Genomic DNA, 20502 nt, shown 5'->3' on the forward strand with positions numbered 1-20502 from the left:
GATGTCATCGCCCACGATCGGCACACCCGCGGCCGTGAACTTGTCAGCCCACTCCCTGGTGCCCGCGAGGAACACCGGCAGCGCGTTCACGAACGCCACTCCGGCATCGATCGCGCACTGGGCGTAGAACTCCGCAGCTTCCTGGGAGCCGACCGGCAGGTAGCAGACCATGACATCAACCTGGGCGTCCTTGAGGGCCTGGACCACGTCGACCGGCGCCTCGGTGGACTGCTCGATGGTCTCCAGGTAGTACCGGCCCAGACCGTCCAGGGTGTGCCCGCGCTGGACCGTCACACCGGTCGGCGGGACCTCGGCGAGCTTGATGGTGTTGTTCTCACTCGCCAGGATCGCATCGGCCAGGTCAACGCCGACCTTCTTGCCGTCAACATCGAACGCGGCCACGAACTGCACATCATTGACGTGGTACTTGCCGAACTCCACGTGCATCAGACCCGGAATCGTGGCCTGGGGGTCGGCATCCCGGTAGTAATGGACGCCCTGGACCAGCGAAGCGGCACAGTTACCCACGCCGACGATAGCTACACGAATCGGTTTTGAAGACACGGAACTCCTTTGAGAACAAACTTCAAGTGCCCTGCGCGTCTGTACATTGTTGTACGACGGCGTCTGACGGGCACCGCGCCACGCGGCGCGCTTATCAGTCTAACCAAACGCCGCCGGGCCCGGCTTTGTTCCCGCCGGCCCCGGCCGATTGATTACGCCCGTTTTTGACGCGGCACGTTCAGACCCGCTGCGCCCAAAGGTTGATGTCGGATTCGACGGCGAACTCATCGATCGCTGTCAGCTCGTCGCCGCTGAACTCAAGGTTGTCGATGGCGGCCAGGGTGTCCTCGAGCTGCCTGACGCTGGACGCCCCGACGAGCGCCGAGCTCACCGGGGAGCCCTTGGGCTGGTCGCGCAGGATCCAGGCGATGGCCATCTGCGCCAGCGATTGTCCGCGGCCCGCGGCGATGGCGTTCAGCCCGCGCACCCGGTCCAGTTTGTCCTCCGTCAACGAAGATTCGGAGAGGAACCTGGCCTTGGCGGCGCGGGAGTCGGCCGGGACACCGTTGAGGTAGCGGTCGGTCAGCATGCCCTGGGCCAGCGGGGAGAACGCGATGGAACCTGCCCCCACCTGATCCAGTGCCTCGTAAAGGTTGGGAGTCCCGTTCTCGGTCCAGCGGTTCAACATGGAGTAGCTGGGCTGGTGGATGAGCAACGGGGTGCCGAGGTCCTTCAGGATGCGGGCGGCCTCGAGCGTCTGCTCCGGGGTGTAGGAGGAGATGCCCGCGTACAGGGCCTTGCCGGAGCGCACGGCGTAGTCCAGCGCGCCCATGGTCTCCTCCAGCGGCGTCTCCGGGTCCGGGCGGTGGCTGTAGAAGATGTCCACGTAGTCCAGGCCCATCCGCTGCAGCGACTGGTCCAGGCTGGAGATCAGGTACTTCCGGGAGCCCCACTCGCCGTACGGGCCGGGCCACATGTAGTAACCGGCCTTGGTGGAGATGACCAGCTCGTCACGGTAAGGCCTGAAGTCGTCCTGCAGGTGCCTGCCGAAGTTGGTCTCCGCGGAGCCGTCCGGCGGGCCGTAGTTGTTGGCGAGGTCGAAGTGGTTGACGCCGAGGTCGAAGGCGCGGCGCAGGATGGCGCGCTGTTCGTCGAAGCGCTTGTCGTCGCCGAAGTTGTGCCAAAGGCCCAGCGAGATGGCGGGCAGTTTAAGGCCGCTGCGTCCGACGCGGCGGTACGGCATGGTGTCATAGCGGGTGTCCGAGGCCACATAAGTCATATGTTCCATCCTGCCAGCCGCACCAAGGCTGCGGGGCTGGCGTCCACCATCCGGTCACCGCCGGTGGACGCCAACCCCGGGCACTTCAGTCAGTCACTGACGACGGCGGCGCTGAGCGGGCCGAGCTCCGCGCGCTCACCTTCCAGCCGGAAGGCGTCGTCGGTGGCCAGCAGCAGGGCCGTCCCCGCGCCCTCCAGGCTCACCGGCTGCTCCGAGAAGTTGAGCAGCACCTGCACGCCGCCGCGCCGGAACCGCAGCCAGCGGGCGTCGTCGTCGAACTCCACCTGCGTGTCCTCGAAACCCAGCTTGGTGAGGTCCGGCGTGGAGCGGCGCAGCGCGGTGAGCGAACGGTACAGCTCCAGCAGCCGGGCGTGGTCGCCTTCGGCGGCCTCCGCCCAGTCCAGCTTGGACCGGCGGAAAGTCTCCGGATCCTGGGGATCGGGCACGACGGCGGGATCCCACCCCATGCGCTCGAACTCCTTGATCCGGCCTTCCGCGGTGGCCTTGCCGAGTTCCGGCTCCGGGTGGGAGGTGAAGAACTGCCACGGCGTGCTGGCACCGTACTCCTCGCCCATGAACAGCATGGGTGTGAAGGGCGCGGTCAGGGTCAGTACCGCGGCGAGCGCCAGGCTCCCGTACGGCAGGGTCTGGGAGAGCCGGTCCCCGGTGGCACGGTTGCCGATCTGGTCGTGGTTCTGCGAGCAGACCACCAGGGCGGCCGGGTGGACGGCGTCAACGTCGATCGGCCTGCCGTGGTGCCGTTCGCGGAAGCTGGAGTAGCTGCCGTCGTGGAAGAAGCCGTCCCGGAGCACCTTGGCGAGGGCGCCAAGCGAGTCGAAGTCGCTGTAATAGCCCGTGGTCTCGCCGGTGATGTTGACGTGGACGGCGTGGTGGAAGTCGTCGCTCCACTGCCCTTCCAGCCCGTACCCGTTGACATCCCGCGGATACAGCAGCCGCGGGTTGTTGAGGTCGGATTCGGCAATGAGCGTCAGCGGCCGTCCCACCTCGGCGGAGATCTGGCTGGCCAGCGCCCCGAAGTCCTCCAGGATGTGGACCGCCCGCTCGTCCTTCAGGGCGTGGACAGCGTCCAGCCGCAGCCCGTCAACGCGGTAGTCGCGCAGCCACATGGCCAGGTTGTCCAGGATGAACCGGCGGACATGGTCGGAGCCGGGCCCGTCAAGGTTCACGGAGTCACCCCAGGTGTTGCCCTCGCCCTGCTTGAGGTAGGGCCCGAACCGCGGCAGGTAGTTCCCGCTGGGGCCGAGGTGGTTGTAGACCACGTCCTGGATCACGCCGAGGCCTGCCGCGTGGGCGGCGTCGACGAACCGCTGGTACGCTTCCGGTCCGCCGTACGCCTCGTGGACGGCGAACCACTGCACGCCGTCGTAGCCCCAGTTGTGCGTGCCGTTGAACGCGTTCACGGGCAGCAGCTCGATGAAGTCCACGCCCAGGCCGGCGAGGTAGTCCAGCTTGCCGGCGGCCGCGTCCAGCGTCCCTTCGGGTGTGAACGTACCGAGGTGGAGCTCGTAGATCACCGCCCCCTGCAGTTCCCGGCCCTGCCAGCCGTCCTCCTGCCAGCTGTGCGCGGAGGGGTCGAAGGTGCGGGACAGCGCGTGGACGCCGTCTGGCTGGCGCCGCGTCCTGGGATCCGGCAGCGGGGTTTCGTCGCCGTCCAAGAGGTACCCGTAGTCGACCTCGCCGGTGGCCGGTGCCTCCGGCGCTGTCCACCAGCCCTCGTTCCCGGGTCCGGTGCCGGGCCGGCGCTGCATGGCGTAGCGCTCCCCGCCGGCCAGCAGCACCACGGATCCGGCGTCGGGCGCCCAGACGTCGAAGCGTTCCGGGCCCTGCACGGGCTTCGCGGCTTCGCGCGGGTATGTTGCCTGGCCTGTCTGCGTCATGACTTTCCTCCTGTCTGCGTCACTGCTGTCTGCGGCACCAGCAGCGCCACGGGGTAGGTCCGCAAGATGTCAGTGATCTTCACGGTCCCCGGTCCGAAGCCGGCGCCGGTCAGTTCGTCCTTCATGGCGGTCTCAAGTTCGACGGCGGTGTCCCGCCATCCGCCCGACTGTTCCAGTCCGTAGGGTAGCCGGGTCGCGAGGGTCACCGCACCCGGCGCTACGGGGGTGCCGCGGTGGAACGCGAGCAGGTGCCCGGCGGCCGGGCCGCTCGCCTGGACCGGGCGGTAGCCGGCGAACAACTCGGGCCGGTCCCGGCGCAGCCGCAGTGCACGCGAGGTCACCAGCAGCTTGGTGCGCTCATCCGTGAATGACGGGGGCAGGTCGCCTGCATCAAGCTGCTCCAGCGCCGCGCGGCGGTCGTCGAAGCTGAACGGGCGCCGGTTGTCCGGGTCCGTCAGCGACCGGTCCCAGAACTCCGTGCCCTGGTACACGTCCGGAACGCCGGGCATGGTGAGCTGCACAAGCTTGGCTGCGAGGGAATTCGAGGCGCCGTGCGGCTCCAGGAGTTCCACGAGCGACTCGACTTCGGCCCGGACGGCAGGGTTGTCGAACGCGGCGTCGACGGCGGCGGCCAGCTTCTCCTCGAACGCCGGATCGGGATCGGTCCAGTTAGTCGAGTTCCCGGCTTCACGCGCGGCCTTCAGCGCGTAGTACTGCAGGCGTTCCCGGCTGGCGGGCCAGGCGCCGGCGATGGCCTGCCACAGCAGCGCGGACAGCGGGCCGTCCGGCAGCGGGGCCAGTTCACGCAGCCGGTTCAGGGCTTTCTCCCATTCGCCGGCAACCTCGGAGAGGACCGAGATCCGCGCCCGGGTGTCCTCGCTGCGTTTGGTGTCGTGCGTGCTGAGCGTGGTCATGGACAGCGGCAGCTCGGCCTGCCGGCGGGCCATCCTGGCGTGGAACTCGCCCGGCTCCACGGCGAACTCTGTGGGGTCGGCGCCCACTTCCGTGAGGGTGCCCAGGCGGTTGTAGCGGAAGAACGCGGTGTCCTCCACGCCCTTGGCCATGACCATTCCCGAAGTCTGCTGGAAGCGCCGGGCAAGCTCCAGGTCGGTGTCCAGCAGTAGCGGCTGCAAAGCCTGGATGGCCTGGTCGAGTTCCGGCCGCCTGCGCGCCGCAAGCTCGCACGCCTCCTTCAGGACTTCCGCACCCTCCGGCAGGTACGTGCGGTAGACCGGGAAGGCGGCGATGATTTCGGCGATCGCGTCCGCGGCGGCGTCGGCGGACAGTCCGGCGTCGCCCGGAACCAGCCGGGCCAGCCGCAGAATCTCTGAGTGGAGGATGCCGTCGGTGATCCGGCGCTTGGTCCCCCGGATCATGTCCTCGTAGTCAGCAGGCTCACCGCCGCGCAGCGAGGCATCCAGCCGGTCCAGAGCTGGCTGGCCGCTGGGGTCCACAAGAACCCGGTCGACGTCGGCGAGGGCGTCGTAGCCCGTGGTGCCCTCGCATTCGAAGCTGGCGGGCAGCTGCTCCCCCGGCTCGAGGATCTTTTCGACCAGCAGGTAGGCTCCGCCAGTGGCTTCCCGGAGCCGCCTCAGGTACCCCTCGGGGTCGGCGAGGCCGTCCGGGTGGTCGATCCGGAGGCCGTCCGCGAGCCCCTCACGGAACCAGCGCACCACCTCCTGGTGTGCCTCGTCAAAGACCGCGGGGATCTCCACGCGGACGCCGGCGAGCGTGTTCACCGCGAAGAAGCGGCGGTAGTTCAGCTCGTTGTCCGCGCGCCGCCAGCCCATCAGCTCGTAGTGCTGCCGGGCGTGGACGTCGCGGGGGGAGTCGCCTTCGGTGTAGCTGCCGTCAGCCAGCGGGAAGCGGTGGTCGTAGTACCGGAGCTCCCCGTCCTTGATTTCGAGCTGGTCCAGGTCATCGTCACTGCCGAGGATCGGGAGCCGGATGCGCCCCCCGGCGAGGTCCCAGTCGACGTCGAACGCTTCCGCGTACCGGGACTGGCGCCCCTCCTTGAGCAGCGACCACCACCAGGGGTTCTGCACCGGCGTGGCGACGCCGACGTGGTTGGGCACGATGTCGATCAGCACGCCCATGCCCGCGGCGCGGGCCGCCTTGGAAACGGCGGCCAGGCCCTCCGGGCCGCCCCGTTCGGGGTCGACGGCGGAGGGATCGGTGACGTCGTACCCGTGGTCGGACCCTTGTTCGGCGGTCAGGACCGGTGACAGGTAGACCCAGTCGACGCCGAGCGAGTGCAGGTACGGCACGGTTTCGGCGGCGTCGAACAGCGTAAATCCCCGCCGGATCTGCAGCCGGTACGTGGAAACTGGCGTTCTCATGCGTCCTCCCCTGCGGGCTTGACCGCCTTCAAGTGGTTGTTCCGCCGCCCGCCAGGCTTTCCTGCCGGTTTCTCCGCCGGCTGTTCCTCCGCCGCCGGTTCAGCCGCAGGCTCCGAGGCAGGCTCACCAGCAGGCTCCGCGGCCGGTTCAGCCGCAGACTCCGCAACCGGGTCCGCCGGCTTCTTCGTCTTGGCCGGTTCGGGAATGGCAGGTGCAGTGAGCGTGGCGTTCTCAGCGGTGGCGGTCTGGGTCAGTGCCGCGAGGGAGGCGGCCACGGAATGGTCGGGCTCCTCCTCCGGGGCGCTGTGGGCGCGGAGCACCACCAGGGACTTGGCGGCGACGGACAGCAGGCTGCCCGCGTTGGCCGGCTCAGAGTCCGCGCCTTCACCTGCGGTATCGATGATGACGTCCCAGGCCGGTGCATATTCGTCCGGCGGCAGCGTGAACTCGACGTCACCGTCGTGGGCGTTGAAGTACAGCAGGAAGTTCACGTCGGTGATCCGGCGGCCGCGGTCGTCATGACCCTGGATGCCATCACCGTTGAGGAACATGCCCACCGAGCGGCCGAAGCCGCTGTCCCAGTCCTCCGGGGACATGACGTTGCCGTCGGGATCCAGCCATACAATGTCCGGCAGCCGCTCGCCCTCGCCCCGCCGGACGGGCCGGCCGTCGAAGAAGCGGCTACGCCGGAAGGTGGGGTGCTTGGCGCGCAGGGAGTTGACCGCCGCGGTGAATTCGATGAGCGGCTGGTCCACGCTGTCCCAGTTGACCCAGGTGAGCTTCGAGTCCTGGCAGTACCCGTTGTTGTTGCCCTGCTGCGTCCGGCCCATCTCGTCGCCGTGCAGGATCATGGGCACGCCCTGCGAGAGGAGCATGGTGGCGATGAAGTTGCGCTGCTGCCGCGCCCTCAGCGCCAGGACCTTGGGGTCGTCCGAAGGGCCCTCCGCCCCACAGTTCCAGGAGCGGTTGTGCGATTCGCCGTCCTTGTTGTCCTCGCCGTTGGCATCGTTGTGCTTCTCGTTGTAGGACACCAGGTCACGCAGCGTGAAGCCGTCGTGCGCGGTGACGAAGTTGATGGACGCGACCGGGCGGCGGCCGGAGTGCTCGTAGAGATCCGCGGAGCCGGTGATGCGCGAGGCGAACTCGCCGAGCGTGGCAGGTTCGCCGCGCCAGAAGTCGCGCACGGTGTCGCGGTACTTGCCGTTCCATTCGGTCCACTGAGGCGGGAAGTTGCCCACCTGGTAGCCGCCGGGGCCGACGTCCCACGGCTCGGCGATGAGCTTGACCTGGGACACCACAGGATCCTGCTGGATGAGTTCGAAGAACGTGGAGAGCCGGTCGACGTCGTAAAATTCGCGGGCCAAAGCGGCGGCGAGGTCAAAGCGGAACCCGTCCACGTGCATTTCGGTGACCCAGTAGCGCAGCGAGTCCATGAGCAGCTGCAGGGAGTGCGGCTGGCGGACGTTCAGCGTGTTACCGGTGCCCGTGTAGTCCATGTAGTACTGCTTGTCGTCCTCCACCAGGCGGTAGTAGGCCTCGTTGTCGATGCCCTTGAAGCTCAGGGTGGGGCCGAGATGGTTGCCTTCGGCGGTGTGGTTGTAGACGACGTCGAGGATGACCTCGATGCCAGCCCGGTGCAGCGAACGGACCATCGCCTTGAAGTCCTGGACCTGCTGGCCCGTGTCCCCGGTGGAGCTGTACGTGTTCTGGGGCGCGAAGAAGCCGATGGTGTTGTAGCCCCAGTAGTTACTCAGGCCCTTCTCCTGCAGCGTGCCGTCGTTGACGAACTGGTGCACGGGCATGAGCTCGATCGCGGTGACGCCCAGCTTCTGCAGGTGGGAAATCACGGCCGGGTGTGCAACGCCGGCATACGTGCCACGCTGCTCCTCGGGGATCTCCGGGTGCAGCTCGGTGAGACCCTTGACGTGCGCCTCGTAGATGACCGACTTGTGGTACGGGATGCGCAGGTTCTGGTCGTTGTCCCAGTCGAAGAACGGGTTGATGACCACGCCCATCATCATGTGCTGCGCGGAGTCGGCGTCGTTCTTGGATGAGGGGTCGCCCATGTTGTACGAGAACAGGGCGGGATCCCAGTCGATCTGGCCCGCGACTGCCTTGGCGTACGGGTCAAGGAGCAGCTTGTTGGCGTTGAAGCGCTGGCCGTTGTCGGGGTCGTAAGGACCGTGGACGCGGTAGCCGTACTTCTGCCCTGGCTGGATCTGCGGCAGGTAGCAGTGCCACACATAGCCGTCGACCTCGCGGAGCGTGACGCGGGTTTCGGTCCCCTCGTCGTCGAAGAGGCAGAGTTCCACCTTCTCCGCGTGCTCGCTGAACAATGCGAAGTTGGTTCCGGTGCCGTCAAACGTGGCTCCCAGCGGGTAAGCCGAACCGGGCCAGATTTCCATTCGTGCTCCTATACCTCGTCCAACACTGCGTCCGGCAGGTCTTCACGCACGACCTGCACGGAACTTGGTCTTACCGTAACTGGTGGGTATGACTATTACGTGACCCACCGTTAATTACTAAGCATGCTGACTTTACCCCATATTTCGGGTAAGGCTTCGCAAATCCGTCCCGCCGTCAGCGGGCCGCCGCCTGCAGCCGCCGCTCCGGACAGGCCGTGCAGGCTCGCCCCCATGGCGGCAATGGCCGCCCAGCGTTCGTCCGGATCGATGCCCAGGCCCCGGAAGCGCCCAACGTCGGACCCCACCTGGGCGAGCAGCGCACCGATGATTCCGGCCAGCACGTCACCGCTTCCGGCGGTGGCCAGCCAGGGCGTTCCCTCGGACTGGCTGTAGAAATCCTGGTACGGCGACGCCACCAGCGTGCTGGCGCCCTTTAGGAGCACGGTGGCCTCGGTCAGGCCGGCGGCGCGGCGTACGGCAGCGAGTGTGGAGGCCTCGACGGCGTCGCGGTCCAGGTCGGCGCCGAGGCGCTGCAGCAGGGTGGCCAGTTCCCCGGCGTGCGGCGTCAGCACCACCTGCGGGGCCAGCACATCGGGCAGCACGGGCAGGGCGCCCGCGTCGGCCACGGTGGGCAGCCCGGAGTCGACGGCGTCGCGGACGCGCTGCATCTCTTCCTCGTCCTTGCCGTCCATGCCGGATCCGACGAGCCACGCCTGGACGTGGGTTTCCGCCACGGTGCCTGTGCTGCAGACCACCTCGGGGCAGCTGTGGCGGATAAGGTCGGCTACCTCCGGCGGCCCGACGTAGCGGACCATCCCGACGCCGGCGGCAAGCGCCCCGCGGCAGGCGAGCACGGCGGCGCCGGGGTAGGCCGGGGATCCGGCCACCACCCCGAGGACTCCGCGCGAATACTTGTGGGCGCGCCGCGCGGGGCGAGGGAGCAGGGCGGCCAGGTCGGCGGCTTCCAGGCGGCGCAGGGCGGGCCACGGGAGCGAGTCCTCGATGCCGATCGGGATCACCTCTACCCGGCCGGCGAAGTCCGCTCCCGGGTCCGCCAGCAGACCGGCTTTGGCCCCGCCGAACGTGACGGTGATATCCGCGGGCAGCACGGGTCCGGCCGCCTCGCCGGTGTCCGCTTCCACGCCGCTCGGCACGTCGCACGCCACCACGAGGCCGCGGGACCCTTCCGCCAGCCGCGACACGAGTTCCGCCGCCGCGCCCCGGAGTCCGCCCTGGGCGCCAGTTCCGAGCAGCGCGTCAATAACGACGTCGGCCCTGCCGGCCAGCGCTGCCAGCTCGCCGGCGTTCGCGTCGGTCAGCGTCAGCACCCGGCCGCCGGCGCGTCGAAAGGCGGCCAGGCCGTCCGGGTGGGCCGTGTCAGAGGCGAGGACCGCCGTCGTCCGCATTCCCCGTCCGGCGAGGTGCGCGGCGGCGAAGAGGCCGTCACCGCCGTTGTTGCCCTTGCCGGCCAGGACAACAACGCTGGAGCCGTACAGGCGGCGGCCGCGGCCGCGGAGCTCCGCGATGGCTGCTTTGGCCATGCCACGGGCCGCCCGCTGCATGAGAACAGCGCCCATACCTGAATCCAGCAGGGGCTTTTCAGTCTCCCTGATCTGGGTTCCGGTATAGGCGCTGATCATTTTGGTCAGTCGGTCCGGGGTCAGCCCTCGGCCAGGACCGTGGCCGTGGCAATGCCGCCGTCGTGGCTCATGGACAGGTGCCACCGTTTGACGCCCTTGGATTCGGCCACCGCGAGCACCGTTCCCTTGACCTGGACGGTGGGACCGTTCTGGTCCAGCCCGATCCAGCAGTCCTGCCAGTTCATGCCGGCCGGCGCGCCCAGGACCTTGGCCACGGCCTCCTTGGCGGCAAACCGCGCCGCCAGGGAGCGGGTGTTCAGTTCCCGTTCGGCCGGCACGAACAGCCGGTCCCGGAGTCCGGGGGTGCGCTCCAGCTGCCGTCCGAAGCGCTCGATGTCCACTACGTCTACGCCGATGCCAACAATCATGGGCTTACTCTACTGTGACGCTCTTGGCCAGGTTGCGCGGCTGGTCCACGTCGTAGCCCTTGGCGCCAGCCAGTTCAGCAGCAAAGATCTGCAGCGGAACCGTGGTGAGCAGCGGCATCAGCAGCGTGGGCGTCTCGGGCACGTAGAACACGTGCTCCGCGTAGTCCCTGACCGACTCGTCGCCTTCCTCAGCGATGACCAGGGTGCGGGCCCCACGGGCGCGGACTTCCTGGATGTTGCTGACAACCTTGGAGTGCAGTGAGTCGCGGCCGCGCGGGGACGGAACAACCACGAACACCGGCTGGCCCTCGTCGATCAGCGCGATCGGGCCGTGCTTGAGCTCACCGGCGGCGAAGCCCTCGGCGTGGATGTACGCGATTTCCTTCAGCTTGAGCGCACCCTCGAGCGCCACCGGGTAGCCCACGTGGCGGCCCAGGAACAGGACGGACTTCTCGTCCTTCATGCTGCGCGCAAGCTCACGCAGGGGGCCTGCGTTGTCCAGGATCTTCTGGATCTTGGCCGGGATCTTGCCCAGGTCCGCGAGGACGTCCTTGATCTGGCCGGAGAAGATGTTCCCGCGCAGCTGCGCCAGATACAGGCCGAGGAGGTAGGCCGCGGTGATCTGGGCCAGAAAGGCCTTGGTGGAGGCGACGGCGATTTCCGGGCCGGCGTGCGTGTACAGCACGGCGTCGGACTCACGCGGAATGGTGGAGCCGTTGGTGTTGCAGATGGAGATGGTCTTGGCGCCCTGTTCACGGGCGTACCGCACGGCCATCAGCGTATCCATCGTCTCGCCGGACTGGCTGATCGAAACCACCAGGGTGTTCGAATCCACGATCGGGTCCCGGTAGCGGAACTCGTGCGCGAGCTCCACCTCCGTGGGGATCCGGCACCAGTTCTCAATCGCGTATTTGGCCACCAGGCCCGCGTACGCGGCCGTGCCGCACGCGAGGACGATGATTTTGTCCACCTGCTTGAGCAGCTGCGGATCGATGCGCAGCTCGTCCAGCGTGAGCTTGCCGTTCAGGTCCGAGCGCCCCAGGAGGGTCTGCGCGACGGCGTCGGGCTGGTCGTGGATTTCCTTCTCCATGAACGAGGAGAAGCCACCCTTTTCCGCGGAAGCCGGGTCCCAGTCAACGTGGTACTCCTTGCCCTCTGCCGGAGCGCCGAAGAAGTCGGTGATTTCCACGGTGTCAGCGGTGATCGTCACGATCTGGTCCTGGCCCAGCTCCACCGCGCGGCGGGTGTAGTCGATGAATCCGGACACGTCCGAACCCAGGAAGTTCTCGCCCTCGCCCAGTCCGACAACCAGCGGCGAGTTCCGGCGTGCGGCCACGACGACGTCGGGCTGGTCGGCGTGGACCGCGAGGAGCGTGAACGCGCCCTCCAGCCGCTGGCAGGCCAGCTCCATCGCCCGGGTCAGGCCGCCGTCGGAGACGTCCCCGCCCAGCTTGTTCCGGAAAATGTCGCCCAGCAGCGCCGCGGCAACCTCGGTGTCCGTCTCGGACGCGAAGACGACACCCTTGGCCAGCAGCTCCTGCTTCAGCTCAGCAAAGTTTTCAATGATGCCGTTGTGGATCACCGCAAGCTTCCCGCCATCCGACAGATGCGGGTGCGCGTTCTGATCCGTCGGGCCACCATGCGTGGCCCACCGCGTGTGCCCGATGCCCGTCAGCGACTCCGGCAGCGGCCGCTCCTCCAGCTCGGCCAGCAGGTTGCTCAGCTTTCCGGACTTCTTCCGCGAGGAAATCTCCCCGTTAGCCACGACAGCGACACCGGCCGAGTCATAGCCCCGGTACTCCAGGCGGCGCAGCCCCTCAAGAACAACATCCAACGCACCGTGCCCGGCATCAGCCCGGCCCGACGTACGGCCTACATAACCCACGATTCCACACATGGGTATAAGCCTAACCGGCTTTGCGGGTAACCAACGTCGGATGACATCTCAGGGAGCGCCCCGGCTAAACGACGTTCTGGCCCTGCCCACACCGTGTCAATGGCCCCGGAATGCCCTTCATCAGGGACTTTACGGCAGGCTGCATTTCGCTCTCGGCGCCGGGCGGGGCAGAATCTCTAGGGTGACTTTGCAACGCAATGAAGCGAACGGAGAGGGTGTTTCCCCGTTCGTGGAGCTGGACCGGCAGACCTGGTCCCGGCTTTCGGCCCAGATGGAGCAGCCCCTTAATGAAGAGGACGTGCTGCGCCTCCGCGGCCTCGGTGACCCTCTGGACATCAGCGAGGTGCGCGAGGTCTACCTCCCACTGTCACGGCTGTTGCATCTGTACGTGGAAGCCGCCGGGCAGCTGCATGCGGCCACCACCACGTTCCTCGGTGAGCGGACCGAGCGCACCCCCTTCGTAATCGGCGTCGCCGGTTCCGTGGCCGTGGGCAAGTCCACCATTGCCCGTGTTCTCCGCGAGATGCTGCGGCGCTGGCCGGGCACGCCGAACGTCGAGCTCATCACCACCGACGGTTTCCTGTATCCGCTGGCCGAACTCAAGCGCCGGCAGCTGCTCGACCGCAAAGGCTTCCCGGAGTCCTACGACCGCCGCGCGCTGCTGCGCTTCGTGAGCGAAATCAAGGGCGGCGCCGAGGAAGTGCGCGCGCCCTGGTATTCGCACGTCACCTACGACATCGTCCCCGGCAAGGAAGTGGTGGTCCGGCGCCCGGACGTCCTCATTGTCGAGGGCCTGAACGTGCTGGCACCCGCCCGGCCCCGGCACGACGGCCGCCAGGGGCTGGCACTGAGCGACTTCTTCGACTTTTCCATCTATGTGGACGCCAAGACGTCGTACATCGAGGAATGGTACGTGGACCGGTTCCGCAAGCTCCGTAGCACCGCCTTCGCGCAGCCGGAGTCGTACTTCCACCGCTACGCCACGCTGTCCGACTCCGAGGCCGAAGCGACCGCCCGCGACATCTGGAAGCGCATCAACGAGCCGAACCTGGAAGAGAACGTGCTGCCCACCCGGGGGCGGGCGCAGCTGGTGCTCACCAAGGAAGCGGATCATTCCGTCCGCCGGATGCTGCTGAGAAAGGTCTAGCACGCATGTGCTACAACTGCTCTTCCGAGCCCTCCGCCGAGGCCCGGCCCGGGGATCGGCCCAGCCGCCGCGCGGTGGCACGGCTGTTGATGGCAGGCGCCGGCCTGTCTGCCCTGGCGGCGTGCACCCCTGACCCCGCTCCGAACGCTACGGGAACCATTTCGACGGCTTCGGGCTCGGCGTCCCCGGCGTCCTCCCCGGCCGCTTCCGGCGCCGCCTCCCCAGCAGCCTCCGCTTCCGCTGCGTCCCCGGCCAGCGCGTCCGCCACGTCTCCGGCAGCAACCGCACCAACCACGACGGCGGCGGCAGCCCCGCCGTCGGCCGCTGCACGCCTGCCCAAGCAGTACTCTCTGACCGCGCCCGCCAGCCCCTGGGTGATCGTCAACAAGCACCGCCCGCTCAAGCCGGCCAACTACGTACCGGCCGATCTGGTCCAGCCCCGTGTTGCCCTCGCCGTCACCGGCGAGGCGGCGCAGCTGAACCGCACGACGGCGGCTGCCGCAGAACGGATGTTCGCGGCGGCAGCGGCGGGCGGCGTGACCCTGACCCTGGCGAGCGGCTACCGTTCCTACGCAACGCAGACCGTCACTTACAACGGCTGGGTGGGCTCCCAGGGGCGGGCCGCGGCGGACACCGCCTCGGCCCGGCCGGGCTATTCCGAACACCAGACAGGATGGTCGTTCGACATTGGCGACGGCGGCGGCGCCTGCAGCTTCCAGCCCTGCTTCGCCGAGCAGCCAGCCGCCGTCTGGGCCAAGGCCAACGCGCACCGCTTCGGCTTCGTGGTGCGCTACCCGTTTATGCAGCACGCCATCACCGGGTACTTCTACGAATCGTGGCACCTGCGGTACATCGGTGTTGAGGCAGCCACGGACATGCGGAAACGCGGCATTGCCACCCTTGAGCAGTATTTCGGCCTGGAGGCGGCCCCCGGCTACCGCTGACGGAATCGTTCCAGCAAGAGTTCCGAAAGTATTCCCCGCACGTTCCGTTTTGCCGCGGTCAGGTTTACAGAGGTTGCTATATCTTTGGTCACATGTTGACAGGATTCAAGAATTTCATCATGAAGGGCAACGTCGTAGACCTTGCCGTTGCTGTCGTAATTGGCGCTGCTTTTGGCGCCGTCGTTGATGCCCTCGTCAAGAGCGTCATGATGCCCCTAATCTCCCTGCTGGTGGGGCAGCCCAACTTTGACGATTTCCTCGCTTTCGGCGACGTGCGGTTCGGCGTGCTGCTCACCGCGGTGGTCAACTTCCTGCTGGTTGCCGCCGCGATCTACTTCGTCGTTGTTGTGCCTATGAACCACATGATCGAACGCCGCAACCGCAGGCTTGGCATCCAGCCCGACGTCAAGGAGGAGGCCGCCGAGGACCCGCAAATTGCGTTGCTCACCGAGATCCGGGACGCACTGCGCAGCCAGTCCAGCAAGTAGCACCGGCCCGGAAGCCACCGGCCGGGCCACCAAGGCCAGTGAAAGAGCAGCCCGCCTCCGTCACGGAGGCGGGCTGCTCTTCACGTTGCGGGCAGTGCGAAACTCAGTCGACGAGTTCGAGGACCAGCTGGGTCTTCACAACCTGGGCGAGGCGTTCGGCGATGACCTGGGCGGTCTGCTGGTCGCCGGCCTCCACCATGACGCGCACCACGGGCTCCGTGCCGGAGGGGCGCAGGAGCACCCGTCCGGTGTCGCCCAGCTCGGCTTCGGCAGCCTGCACGGCTGCGGCCAGGGTTGCGTCTCCGCCGACCCGGGTGCGGTCCACGTCCTTCACGTTGATGAGGACCTGGGGCAGCTTGGTCATGACCGTCGCGAGTTCCTTGAGCGGGCGGCCGGTCAGTGCCACCTGCGCCGCCAACTGCAGGCCGGTCAGCACGCCGTCGCCCGTGGTGGCGTAGTCGGCAAGAATCACGTGGCCGGACTGTTCGCCACCCAGGTTGTAGCCGCCGTCGCGCATTTGCTCCAACACGTACCGATCCCCCACGCCCGTCTCGCGGATGGCGATGCCGGCGTCGCGAAGGGCGATCTTGAGGCCGAGGTTACTCATCACAGTGGCCACGAGGACGTCGTCCTTGAGCTTGCCGGCCTTCTTCAGCGCGACGGCGAGGATGGCCATGATCTGGTCACCGTCCACCTCGTTGCCCTCGTGATCCACGGCCAGGCAGCGGTCGGCGTCGCCGTCGTGGGCGATGCCGAGGTCAGCACCGTGCTCCACCACGGCCGCCTTGAGCGGGCCGAGGTGCGTGGAGCCTACCCCTTCGTTGATGTTCAGGCCGTCCGGTTCGGCGCCAATGACAACTACGTCAGCACCGGCGTCCTTGAAGACCTGGGGGGAACAGCCGCTGGCGGCACCGTGCGCGCAGTCCAGGACCACTTTGACGCCATGGAGGTTGTGCGGGAGGGTTCCCAGGAGGTGGACGATGTACCGGTCCTCGGCGTCGGAGAAGCGCTGGATGCGGCCCACTTCCCCGCCCACCGGGCGGAATGGCTCCTTGCCCATCTGGGCCTCGATGGCGTCCTCCACCTCATCGGGGAGCTTCTGGCCGCCGCGGGCGAAGAACTTGATCCCGTTGTCGGGAGCCGGGTTGTGCGAGGCGGAGATCATGACGCCGAAGTCAGCCTTCAGGTCTGCCACAAGGTAGGCGGCCGCGGGAGTGGGCAGGACGCCGGCGTCGTAGACGTCGATGCCGGAGCTGGAAAGCCCGGCCTCAACGGCCGCGGCGATGAACTCGCCGCTTGCACGGGGATCCCTCGCCACTACGGCGCGCGGCCGTGCACCTTCGCTGGTGCGTTCATGGCCAAGCACGACGGCGGCGGCCTGGGCCAGCTGCAATGCGAGCTCGGCTGTCAGCAGGCCATTCGCCAGGCCCCGGACACCGTCTGTTCCAAATAATGTAGACATCGCGTCCAAGTTTAGACGATTCAGGCGCCCGCCCCCGCCTTGACCGGCGTCATCTGGCGGGGTAGGGGACGTTTTCCCTGCTCAGCGGGAGCATGTCCCGTAACTCTGGTTAACGGCAGAAGCCCGTTCCGCCATATGGAGGAACGGGCTTCTGATCGAGGCGGAACGCCCCGGCAAGCGGATTTAGCGCTTGGAGTACTGCTGAGCCTTGCGTGCCTTCTTGAGACCGGCCTTCTTACGCTCGATGACGCGGGCGTCACGGGTGAGGTAGCCGGCCTTCTTCAGGGTGGCGCGGTTGTTCTCGACGTCGATCTCGTTCAGCGAACGGGCGATGCCGAGGCGCAGCGCACCGGCCTGGCCGGAGGGGCCACCGCCGTGGATGCGGGCGATGACGTCGTAGGCGCCTTCGAGATCCAGGATCTTGAAGGGCTCGTTGACGTCCTGCTGGTGCAGCTTGTTCGGGAAGTAGTTATCCAGCTCGCGGCCGTTGATGGTCCACTTGCCGGAGCCCGGCACAACGCGAACGCGTGCAACGGCTTCCTTGCGGCGGCCAACAGCTGCGCCGGCAACGGTCAGTGCCGGGCGCTCCTTCTTCGGGGCAGCTTCGGTAGCGCCGCTTTCCGAGGTGTAGCTGGTCAGGTTTTCCTCAGCCTCAACGGCTTCGGTGGTCAGTTCATCGTTCTGAGCCACGGTTCTCCTTGTAGATAAAAGTGTTGGTGGCCAGGACTACTGGGCGACCTGGGTGATTTCGAAAGTCTTGGGCTGCTGGGCTGCGTGGGGGTGCTCGGCGCCACGGTAGACCTTCAGCTTGCTCAGCTGCTGGGCAGCGAGGGAGTTCTTCGGGAGCATGCCCTTGATGGCCTTCTCAACGGCGCGGACCGGGTTGGACTCCAGCAGTTCCGCGTAGTTGACGGAGGTCAGGCCGCCCGGGTAACCGGAGTGGCGGTATGCCCGCTTCTGCTCCAGCTTGGCGCCGGTGAGGGCAACCTTTTCAGCGTTGATGATGATGACGAAGTCGCCCATGTCCATGTGGGACGCAAAGGTCGGCTTGTGCTTTCCGCGCAGCAGTGTTGCGGTCTGGCTGGCAAGACGACCCAGGACAACGTCGGTGGCGTCAATGACGTGCCACTGGCGGTTGATATCGCCGGGCTTCGGGGTGTACGTACGCACGGTGTTTGCCTCGTTCTTGTTCTGGCGTTCTTGTTTTAGGCGTCACGCGGGGTGCGCCTACTATCTATGCGCGACCGGAACAGAGGTGAGGGCTCTATGGACCAGTTATCCCCTAGTCCCGAAAAATGCCCGTCGGGTAGCGATCCTGCAACTGGATCCCCAAGCGGGCACGCATCATCGAGAAAGGACACGCACAACGACTACCAAGAATAGCGTGAACCGGGCACCAGGGTCAAAATGGGGTATCCGGTGGCGGGGGTCGTGGACTCCTGCGCCAGCGCCGGGCCCTTCCATCCAGGAGTGCACGTGACTTCAGCAGGTATCGCCACGCCTATTGCCCTGGCCGTGGGACTCACAGGTATTTTACTGAGCCTGCTTGCTGAATACGCCATTGCCCGCACCCTCCCCCGCCTCGGCAGGCTTCCGGGCGCGCGGACAAGAATTACGACGGCGGCACTCACTGGAGTGCTCTTCGGCGCCCTTGCGCTGCGGCTGGGAATGGAGTGGACGCTGCCGGCTTACCTGTTGCTGGCCGTCCTCGGCGTTCAGCTGGCCCGAATAGATGTCGCCCATCATCTGCTGCCGAATCCCCTCGTGCTCACGCTACTGGTGGCCGGCCTGGCGCTCCTCTTTCTGGGCAGCTCCGCCACGGCAGAGTGGGCCGAACTGCTCCGCGCGGCCACCGGGGCGGCCATCCTGTTCGGCATTTTCCTGATTCTGGCCCTGATCTCGCCAAATGGCATCGGCATGGGAGATGTCAAGCTTGCCGCCCCGGTGGGCCTCTACTTGGGCTACTTGGGGTGGGGCCAATTGCTCTACGGCGGAGCACTGGGCTTTGTTCTGGGCGGTATTTTATCCGTCGTTTTGATTAGGCTGAAGCGCGCCAATTTGGGTTCGGAAATCGCCTTTGGCCCCTCGATGCTGGCCGCCGCCCTGGGTACTGTTTTATTGGCATCCTGAAAACCGGTATTTGCGCTGAAACCTTGAATTTCCTACAACAACCTTGATGATTTCTTGAGTTTCCAAGTAGCCCAGTGCTTGCAGTTTTCCTAGTGTGAGTACCCGCTTGGGGGGAATACTTATCTCCGTGGGGGGAAAGTCGGGTAGAACTACGCATTGTTGCCAAACTGCTTTTCGGTGGATTCTTTAGCTATCGAAGCACCAGCCCTTTCGCGGTATGGGGGAGGCTGGAATTCGATGAATTTATTCCATCGAGCTTAAGGAAAAACAATGTCTACTCTCACGGTCTCGGTTCTTGCCTTCGTTTCCGGAATCAAGGACCGGCTGGCATCAGAAAAAGGCGCCACCGCAACCGAATACTCGCTGCTTATTGCGTTTATTGCATTCGCCGTCATCGGTGGTGTAACGATCTTCGGCAACAACCTGTCCACCTGGTTCAACGAACTGGGCGGCACCGTCGCGGGCTGGTCCAACGGAGCCGGCGTGGCTACCCCATAGTCCAACCGTCGAATGGGGGTGTGTCGCGTCTGCATGGATGGACGCAACACACCCCCAAATCCGGCGGCATCTACTCGCGGAGGGGTCAAGTGAAACGCAAAAGTCAACGCTCCACCACAGGAGAGCGCGGCGCAGCTGCCGTCGAGTTCGCCCTAGTCGCACCCATCCTTCTGGCGCTGGTGGCAGGCATCGTCGAGTTCTCGCACGCCTACAACCTGCAGATTTCGGTCGCGCAGGCTGCCCGGGAAGCGGCCCGGGAGATGGCCATCGAGGACGACCAGGACGCAGCAGCCCTTGCCGCAACCGCAGGCGCGCCCGGACTCTCTACCGGGGACTTTGAGTACGCCTTCTCCCCCGGAACCTGCACCGCTGGCGAGAACATGACTGTCACCATCACCTACCCGGCAGCCACCCTGACGGGCATTTTCGGCAGCACTGTCACTGTTACCGGAACAGGAGCCATGCGATGCGAAGGTTAGGACGTCCGCGGCCTGACGCCGAGCGTGGCGCGGCAGGCGTTCTGGTTGCCGTCATGATGCTGGTGCTCATCGGGGCCGGCGCACTCGCCGTCGATGTGGGTCAGATCTACTCGGAGCGGGCCCAGCTCCAGAACGGTGCGGACGCAGGAGCCCTGGGCGTTGCGCAGGCGTGCCACAAAGCGGGGTGCACCCAGGCCGAAGCAGAGGAATTGGCCGCTGAGCTGGCCAATGGCAATGCCAATGACGGCGACGCAAACATTTCTGAAGTAGACATTTCTGTGGCCGATCAGGTGACGGTCCGGATCACTACCCAGAACGGCAGCAGCAGTGTCCTCGCCAAGCTTTTTGCCAGCGTCCTGAATGCGCCGGCGGTGAGCGTGGGCGCACATGCCACGGCTTCCGTCGAGGTTCCAGGCTCCGGCGCAGGCTTTCCGCTTGCCCTGTCCGAATGCCAGTACGGCCTCAGCGATGCCGTGGAAACCGGCGTCCTCCTGCAGATCCGGTACAAGCCAGGGATGGCAGGGTGCACCTCGACGTCCGGCCATGCCATTCCCGGCGGATTCGGCTGGCTGGACCAGAATGCCGGCCAGTGCCAAGCCGCCACCGATACGGAGGACAACGCCGCCTACGATCCCGGCGCCGATTACCCCAACAAGCCGGGCCAAAACTGCGATTCCGTCCTCCAGGGCTGGATCAGCACCATCCAAGCCGGCGACGAAGTTCTCGGCGTCTTCCCCGTGTTTGACAATGCCGGCAAGGACAAGGGCAAAGGCTGGTTCCACATCAGGGGCTATGCCACGTTTCAAATGGTCGGCTGGAAGTTTGGCGGCGGCTCGAGCGGCCCCCGGACGTACAACAATTCCCCCACTCCGGCTACAGCCTGCGTGGATCCTTGCCGGGGCATCATCGGCAAATTCCAGAAGTTCGAGTCCATTGATGCATTCGAAGGAAATTCAGGCGCCGGAGACGACCTTGGAACCGTCTACATTCGCCTCACCAACTAATCACTCAGCTAGGGGGATGA

General features: G+C 66.4%; 17 protein-coding genes and 1 pseudogene. 7 read left to right on the top strand and 11 right to left on the bottom strand.

The window, feature by feature from the left end:
* The 8 genes and pseudogenes from CXZ05_RS16555 to glmS form a co-directional block, all read right to left on the bottom strand.
* Positions 1-564, bottom strand: a pseudogene (locus tag CXZ05_RS16555) (inositol-3-phosphate synthase); the annotation flags it as partial.
* A gap of 178 nt (positions 565-742) precedes the next feature.
* Positions 743-1783 (bottom strand): L-glyceraldehyde 3-phosphate reductase, encoded by a 1041-nt coding sequence (gene mgrA, locus CXZ05_RS16560; RefSeq protein ID WP_102973643.1) that lies wholly within the window; start codon positions 1781-1783, stop codon positions 743-745.
* Positions 1784-1872: 89 nt separating this feature from the next.
* Positions 1873-3681, bottom strand: a complete 1809-nt coding sequence (gene treZ, locus CXZ05_RS16565) for a malto-oligosyltrehalose trehalohydrolase (protein WP_102973644.1) — start codon at positions 3679-3681, stop codon at positions 1873-1875.
* On the bottom strand, positions 3678-6020 hold the full coding sequence (gene treY / locus CXZ05_RS16570) for a malto-oligosyltrehalose synthase (RefSeq protein ID WP_102973645.1): 2343 nt from the start codon (positions 6018-6020) through the stop codon (positions 3678-3680). The genes treZ and treY overlap by 4 nt, the downstream gene beginning before the upstream one ends.
* On the bottom strand, positions 6017-8425 hold the full coding sequence (gene glgX / locus CXZ05_RS16575; RefSeq protein WP_102973646.1) for a glycogen debranching protein GlgX: 2409 nt from the start codon (positions 8423-8425) through the stop codon (positions 6017-6019). The genes treY and glgX overlap by 4 nt, the downstream gene beginning before the upstream one ends.
* A 110-nt stretch (positions 8426-8535) precedes the next feature.
* Positions 8536-10065 (bottom strand): NAD(P)H-hydrate epimerase, encoded by a 1530-nt coding sequence (locus CXZ05_RS16580; RefSeq protein ID WP_102973647.1) that lies wholly within the window; start codon positions 10063-10065, stop codon positions 8536-8538.
* Positions 10066-10085: 20 nt separating this feature from the next.
* Positions 10086-10433: a holo-ACP synthase gene (locus CXZ05_RS16585; RefSeq protein WP_043482943.1), complete on the bottom strand. Its 348-nt coding sequence runs from the start codon at positions 10431-10433 to the stop codon at positions 10086-10088.
* 4 nt (positions 10434-10437) lie between these two features.
* Positions 10438-12330: a glutamine--fructose-6-phosphate transaminase (isomerizing) gene (glmS, locus tag CXZ05_RS16590; protein WP_102973648.1), complete on the bottom strand. Its 1893-nt coding sequence runs from the start codon at positions 12328-12330 to the stop codon at positions 10438-10440.
* A 181-nt stretch (positions 12331-12511) separates the two neighbouring features.
* On the opposite strand from glmS, the gene coaA reads away from it, so the two are divergent.
* The 3 genes from coaA to mscL all read left to right on the top strand — a co-directional run bounded on the left by coaA (position 12512) and on the right by mscL (position 14909).
* Entirely contained in the window at positions 12512-13477 is a 966-nt protein-coding gene (gene coaA, locus CXZ05_RS16595) for a type I pantothenate kinase (RefSeq protein ID WP_102973649.1), read from the top strand.
* 5 nt (positions 13478-13482) lie between these two features.
* Positions 13483-14421 carry a D-alanyl-D-alanine carboxypeptidase family protein gene (locus CXZ05_RS23155; protein WP_180987428.1) on the top strand — a complete coding sequence of 313 codons (939 nt, stop codon included), beginning with the start codon at positions 13483-13485 and terminating at the stop codon, positions 14419-14421.
* A gap of 92 nt (positions 14422-14513) precedes the next feature.
* Entirely contained in the window at positions 14514-14909 is a 396-nt protein-coding gene (gene mscL, locus CXZ05_RS16610; RefSeq protein ID WP_102973652.1) for a large conductance mechanosensitive channel protein MscL, read from the top strand.
* A gap of 103 nt (positions 14910-15012) precedes the next feature.
* On the opposite strand, the gene glmM is transcribed toward mscL, so the two are convergent.
* The 3 genes from glmM to rplM all read right to left on the bottom strand — a co-directional run bounded on the left by glmM (position 15013) and on the right by rplM (position 17541).
* Positions 15013-16371 carry a phosphoglucosamine mutase gene (glmM, locus tag CXZ05_RS16615; protein ID WP_102973653.1) on the bottom strand — a complete coding sequence of 453 codons (1359 nt, stop codon included), beginning with the start codon at positions 16369-16371 and terminating at the stop codon, positions 15013-15015.
* 183 nt (positions 16372-16554) lie between these two features.
* On the bottom strand, positions 16555-17061 hold the full coding sequence (gene rpsI / locus CXZ05_RS16620) for a 30S ribosomal protein S9 (protein WP_102973654.1): 507 nt from the start codon (positions 17059-17061) through the stop codon (positions 16555-16557).
* A 36-nt stretch (positions 17062-17097) separates the two neighbouring features.
* A complete protein-coding gene (rplM, locus tag CXZ05_RS16625; protein WP_003805351.1) occupies positions 17098-17541 on the bottom strand; it encodes a 50S ribosomal protein L13 in 444 nt (147 codons plus the stop codon).
* Between the two features lie 306 nt (positions 17542-17847).
* Between rplM and CXZ05_RS16630 the strand changes: the two genes are divergently transcribed.
* The 4 genes from CXZ05_RS16630 to CXZ05_RS16645 all read left to right on the top strand — a co-directional run bounded on the left by CXZ05_RS16630 (position 17848) and on the right by CXZ05_RS16645 (position 20482).
* Positions 17848-18501, top strand: coding sequence for an A24 family peptidase (locus CXZ05_RS16630; protein WP_258006623.1), 654 nt, complete (start codon positions 17848-17850; stop codon positions 18499-18501).
* Between the two features lie 270 nt (positions 18502-18771).
* Complete coding sequence (locus CXZ05_RS16635; protein WP_102973656.1) at positions 18772-18999, top strand: Flp family type IVb pilin; 228 nt, start codon at positions 18772-18774, stop codon at positions 18997-18999.
* Positions 19000-19088: 89 nt separating this feature from the next.
* Positions 19089-19478, top strand: coding sequence for a TadE family protein (locus tag CXZ05_RS16640; RefSeq protein WP_102973657.1), 390 nt, complete (start codon positions 19089-19091; stop codon positions 19476-19478).
* The gene (locus tag CXZ05_RS16645; protein WP_102973658.1) at positions 19466-20482 is read left to right on the top strand and encodes a pilus assembly protein TadG-related protein; all 1017 of its coding nucleotides are present in this window, start codon (positions 19466-19468) and stop codon (positions 20480-20482) included. Before CXZ05_RS16640 ends, CXZ05_RS16645 begins: the two co-directional genes overlap by 13 nt.
* Positions 20483-20502: the final 20 nt, after the last annotated feature.

Origin of the sequence: Arthrobacter sp. AFG20 (assembly GCF_002892795.1) — a bacterium.
Taxonomy (GTDB): domain Bacteria; phylum Actinomycetota; class Actinomycetes; order Actinomycetales; family Micrococcaceae; genus Arthrobacter.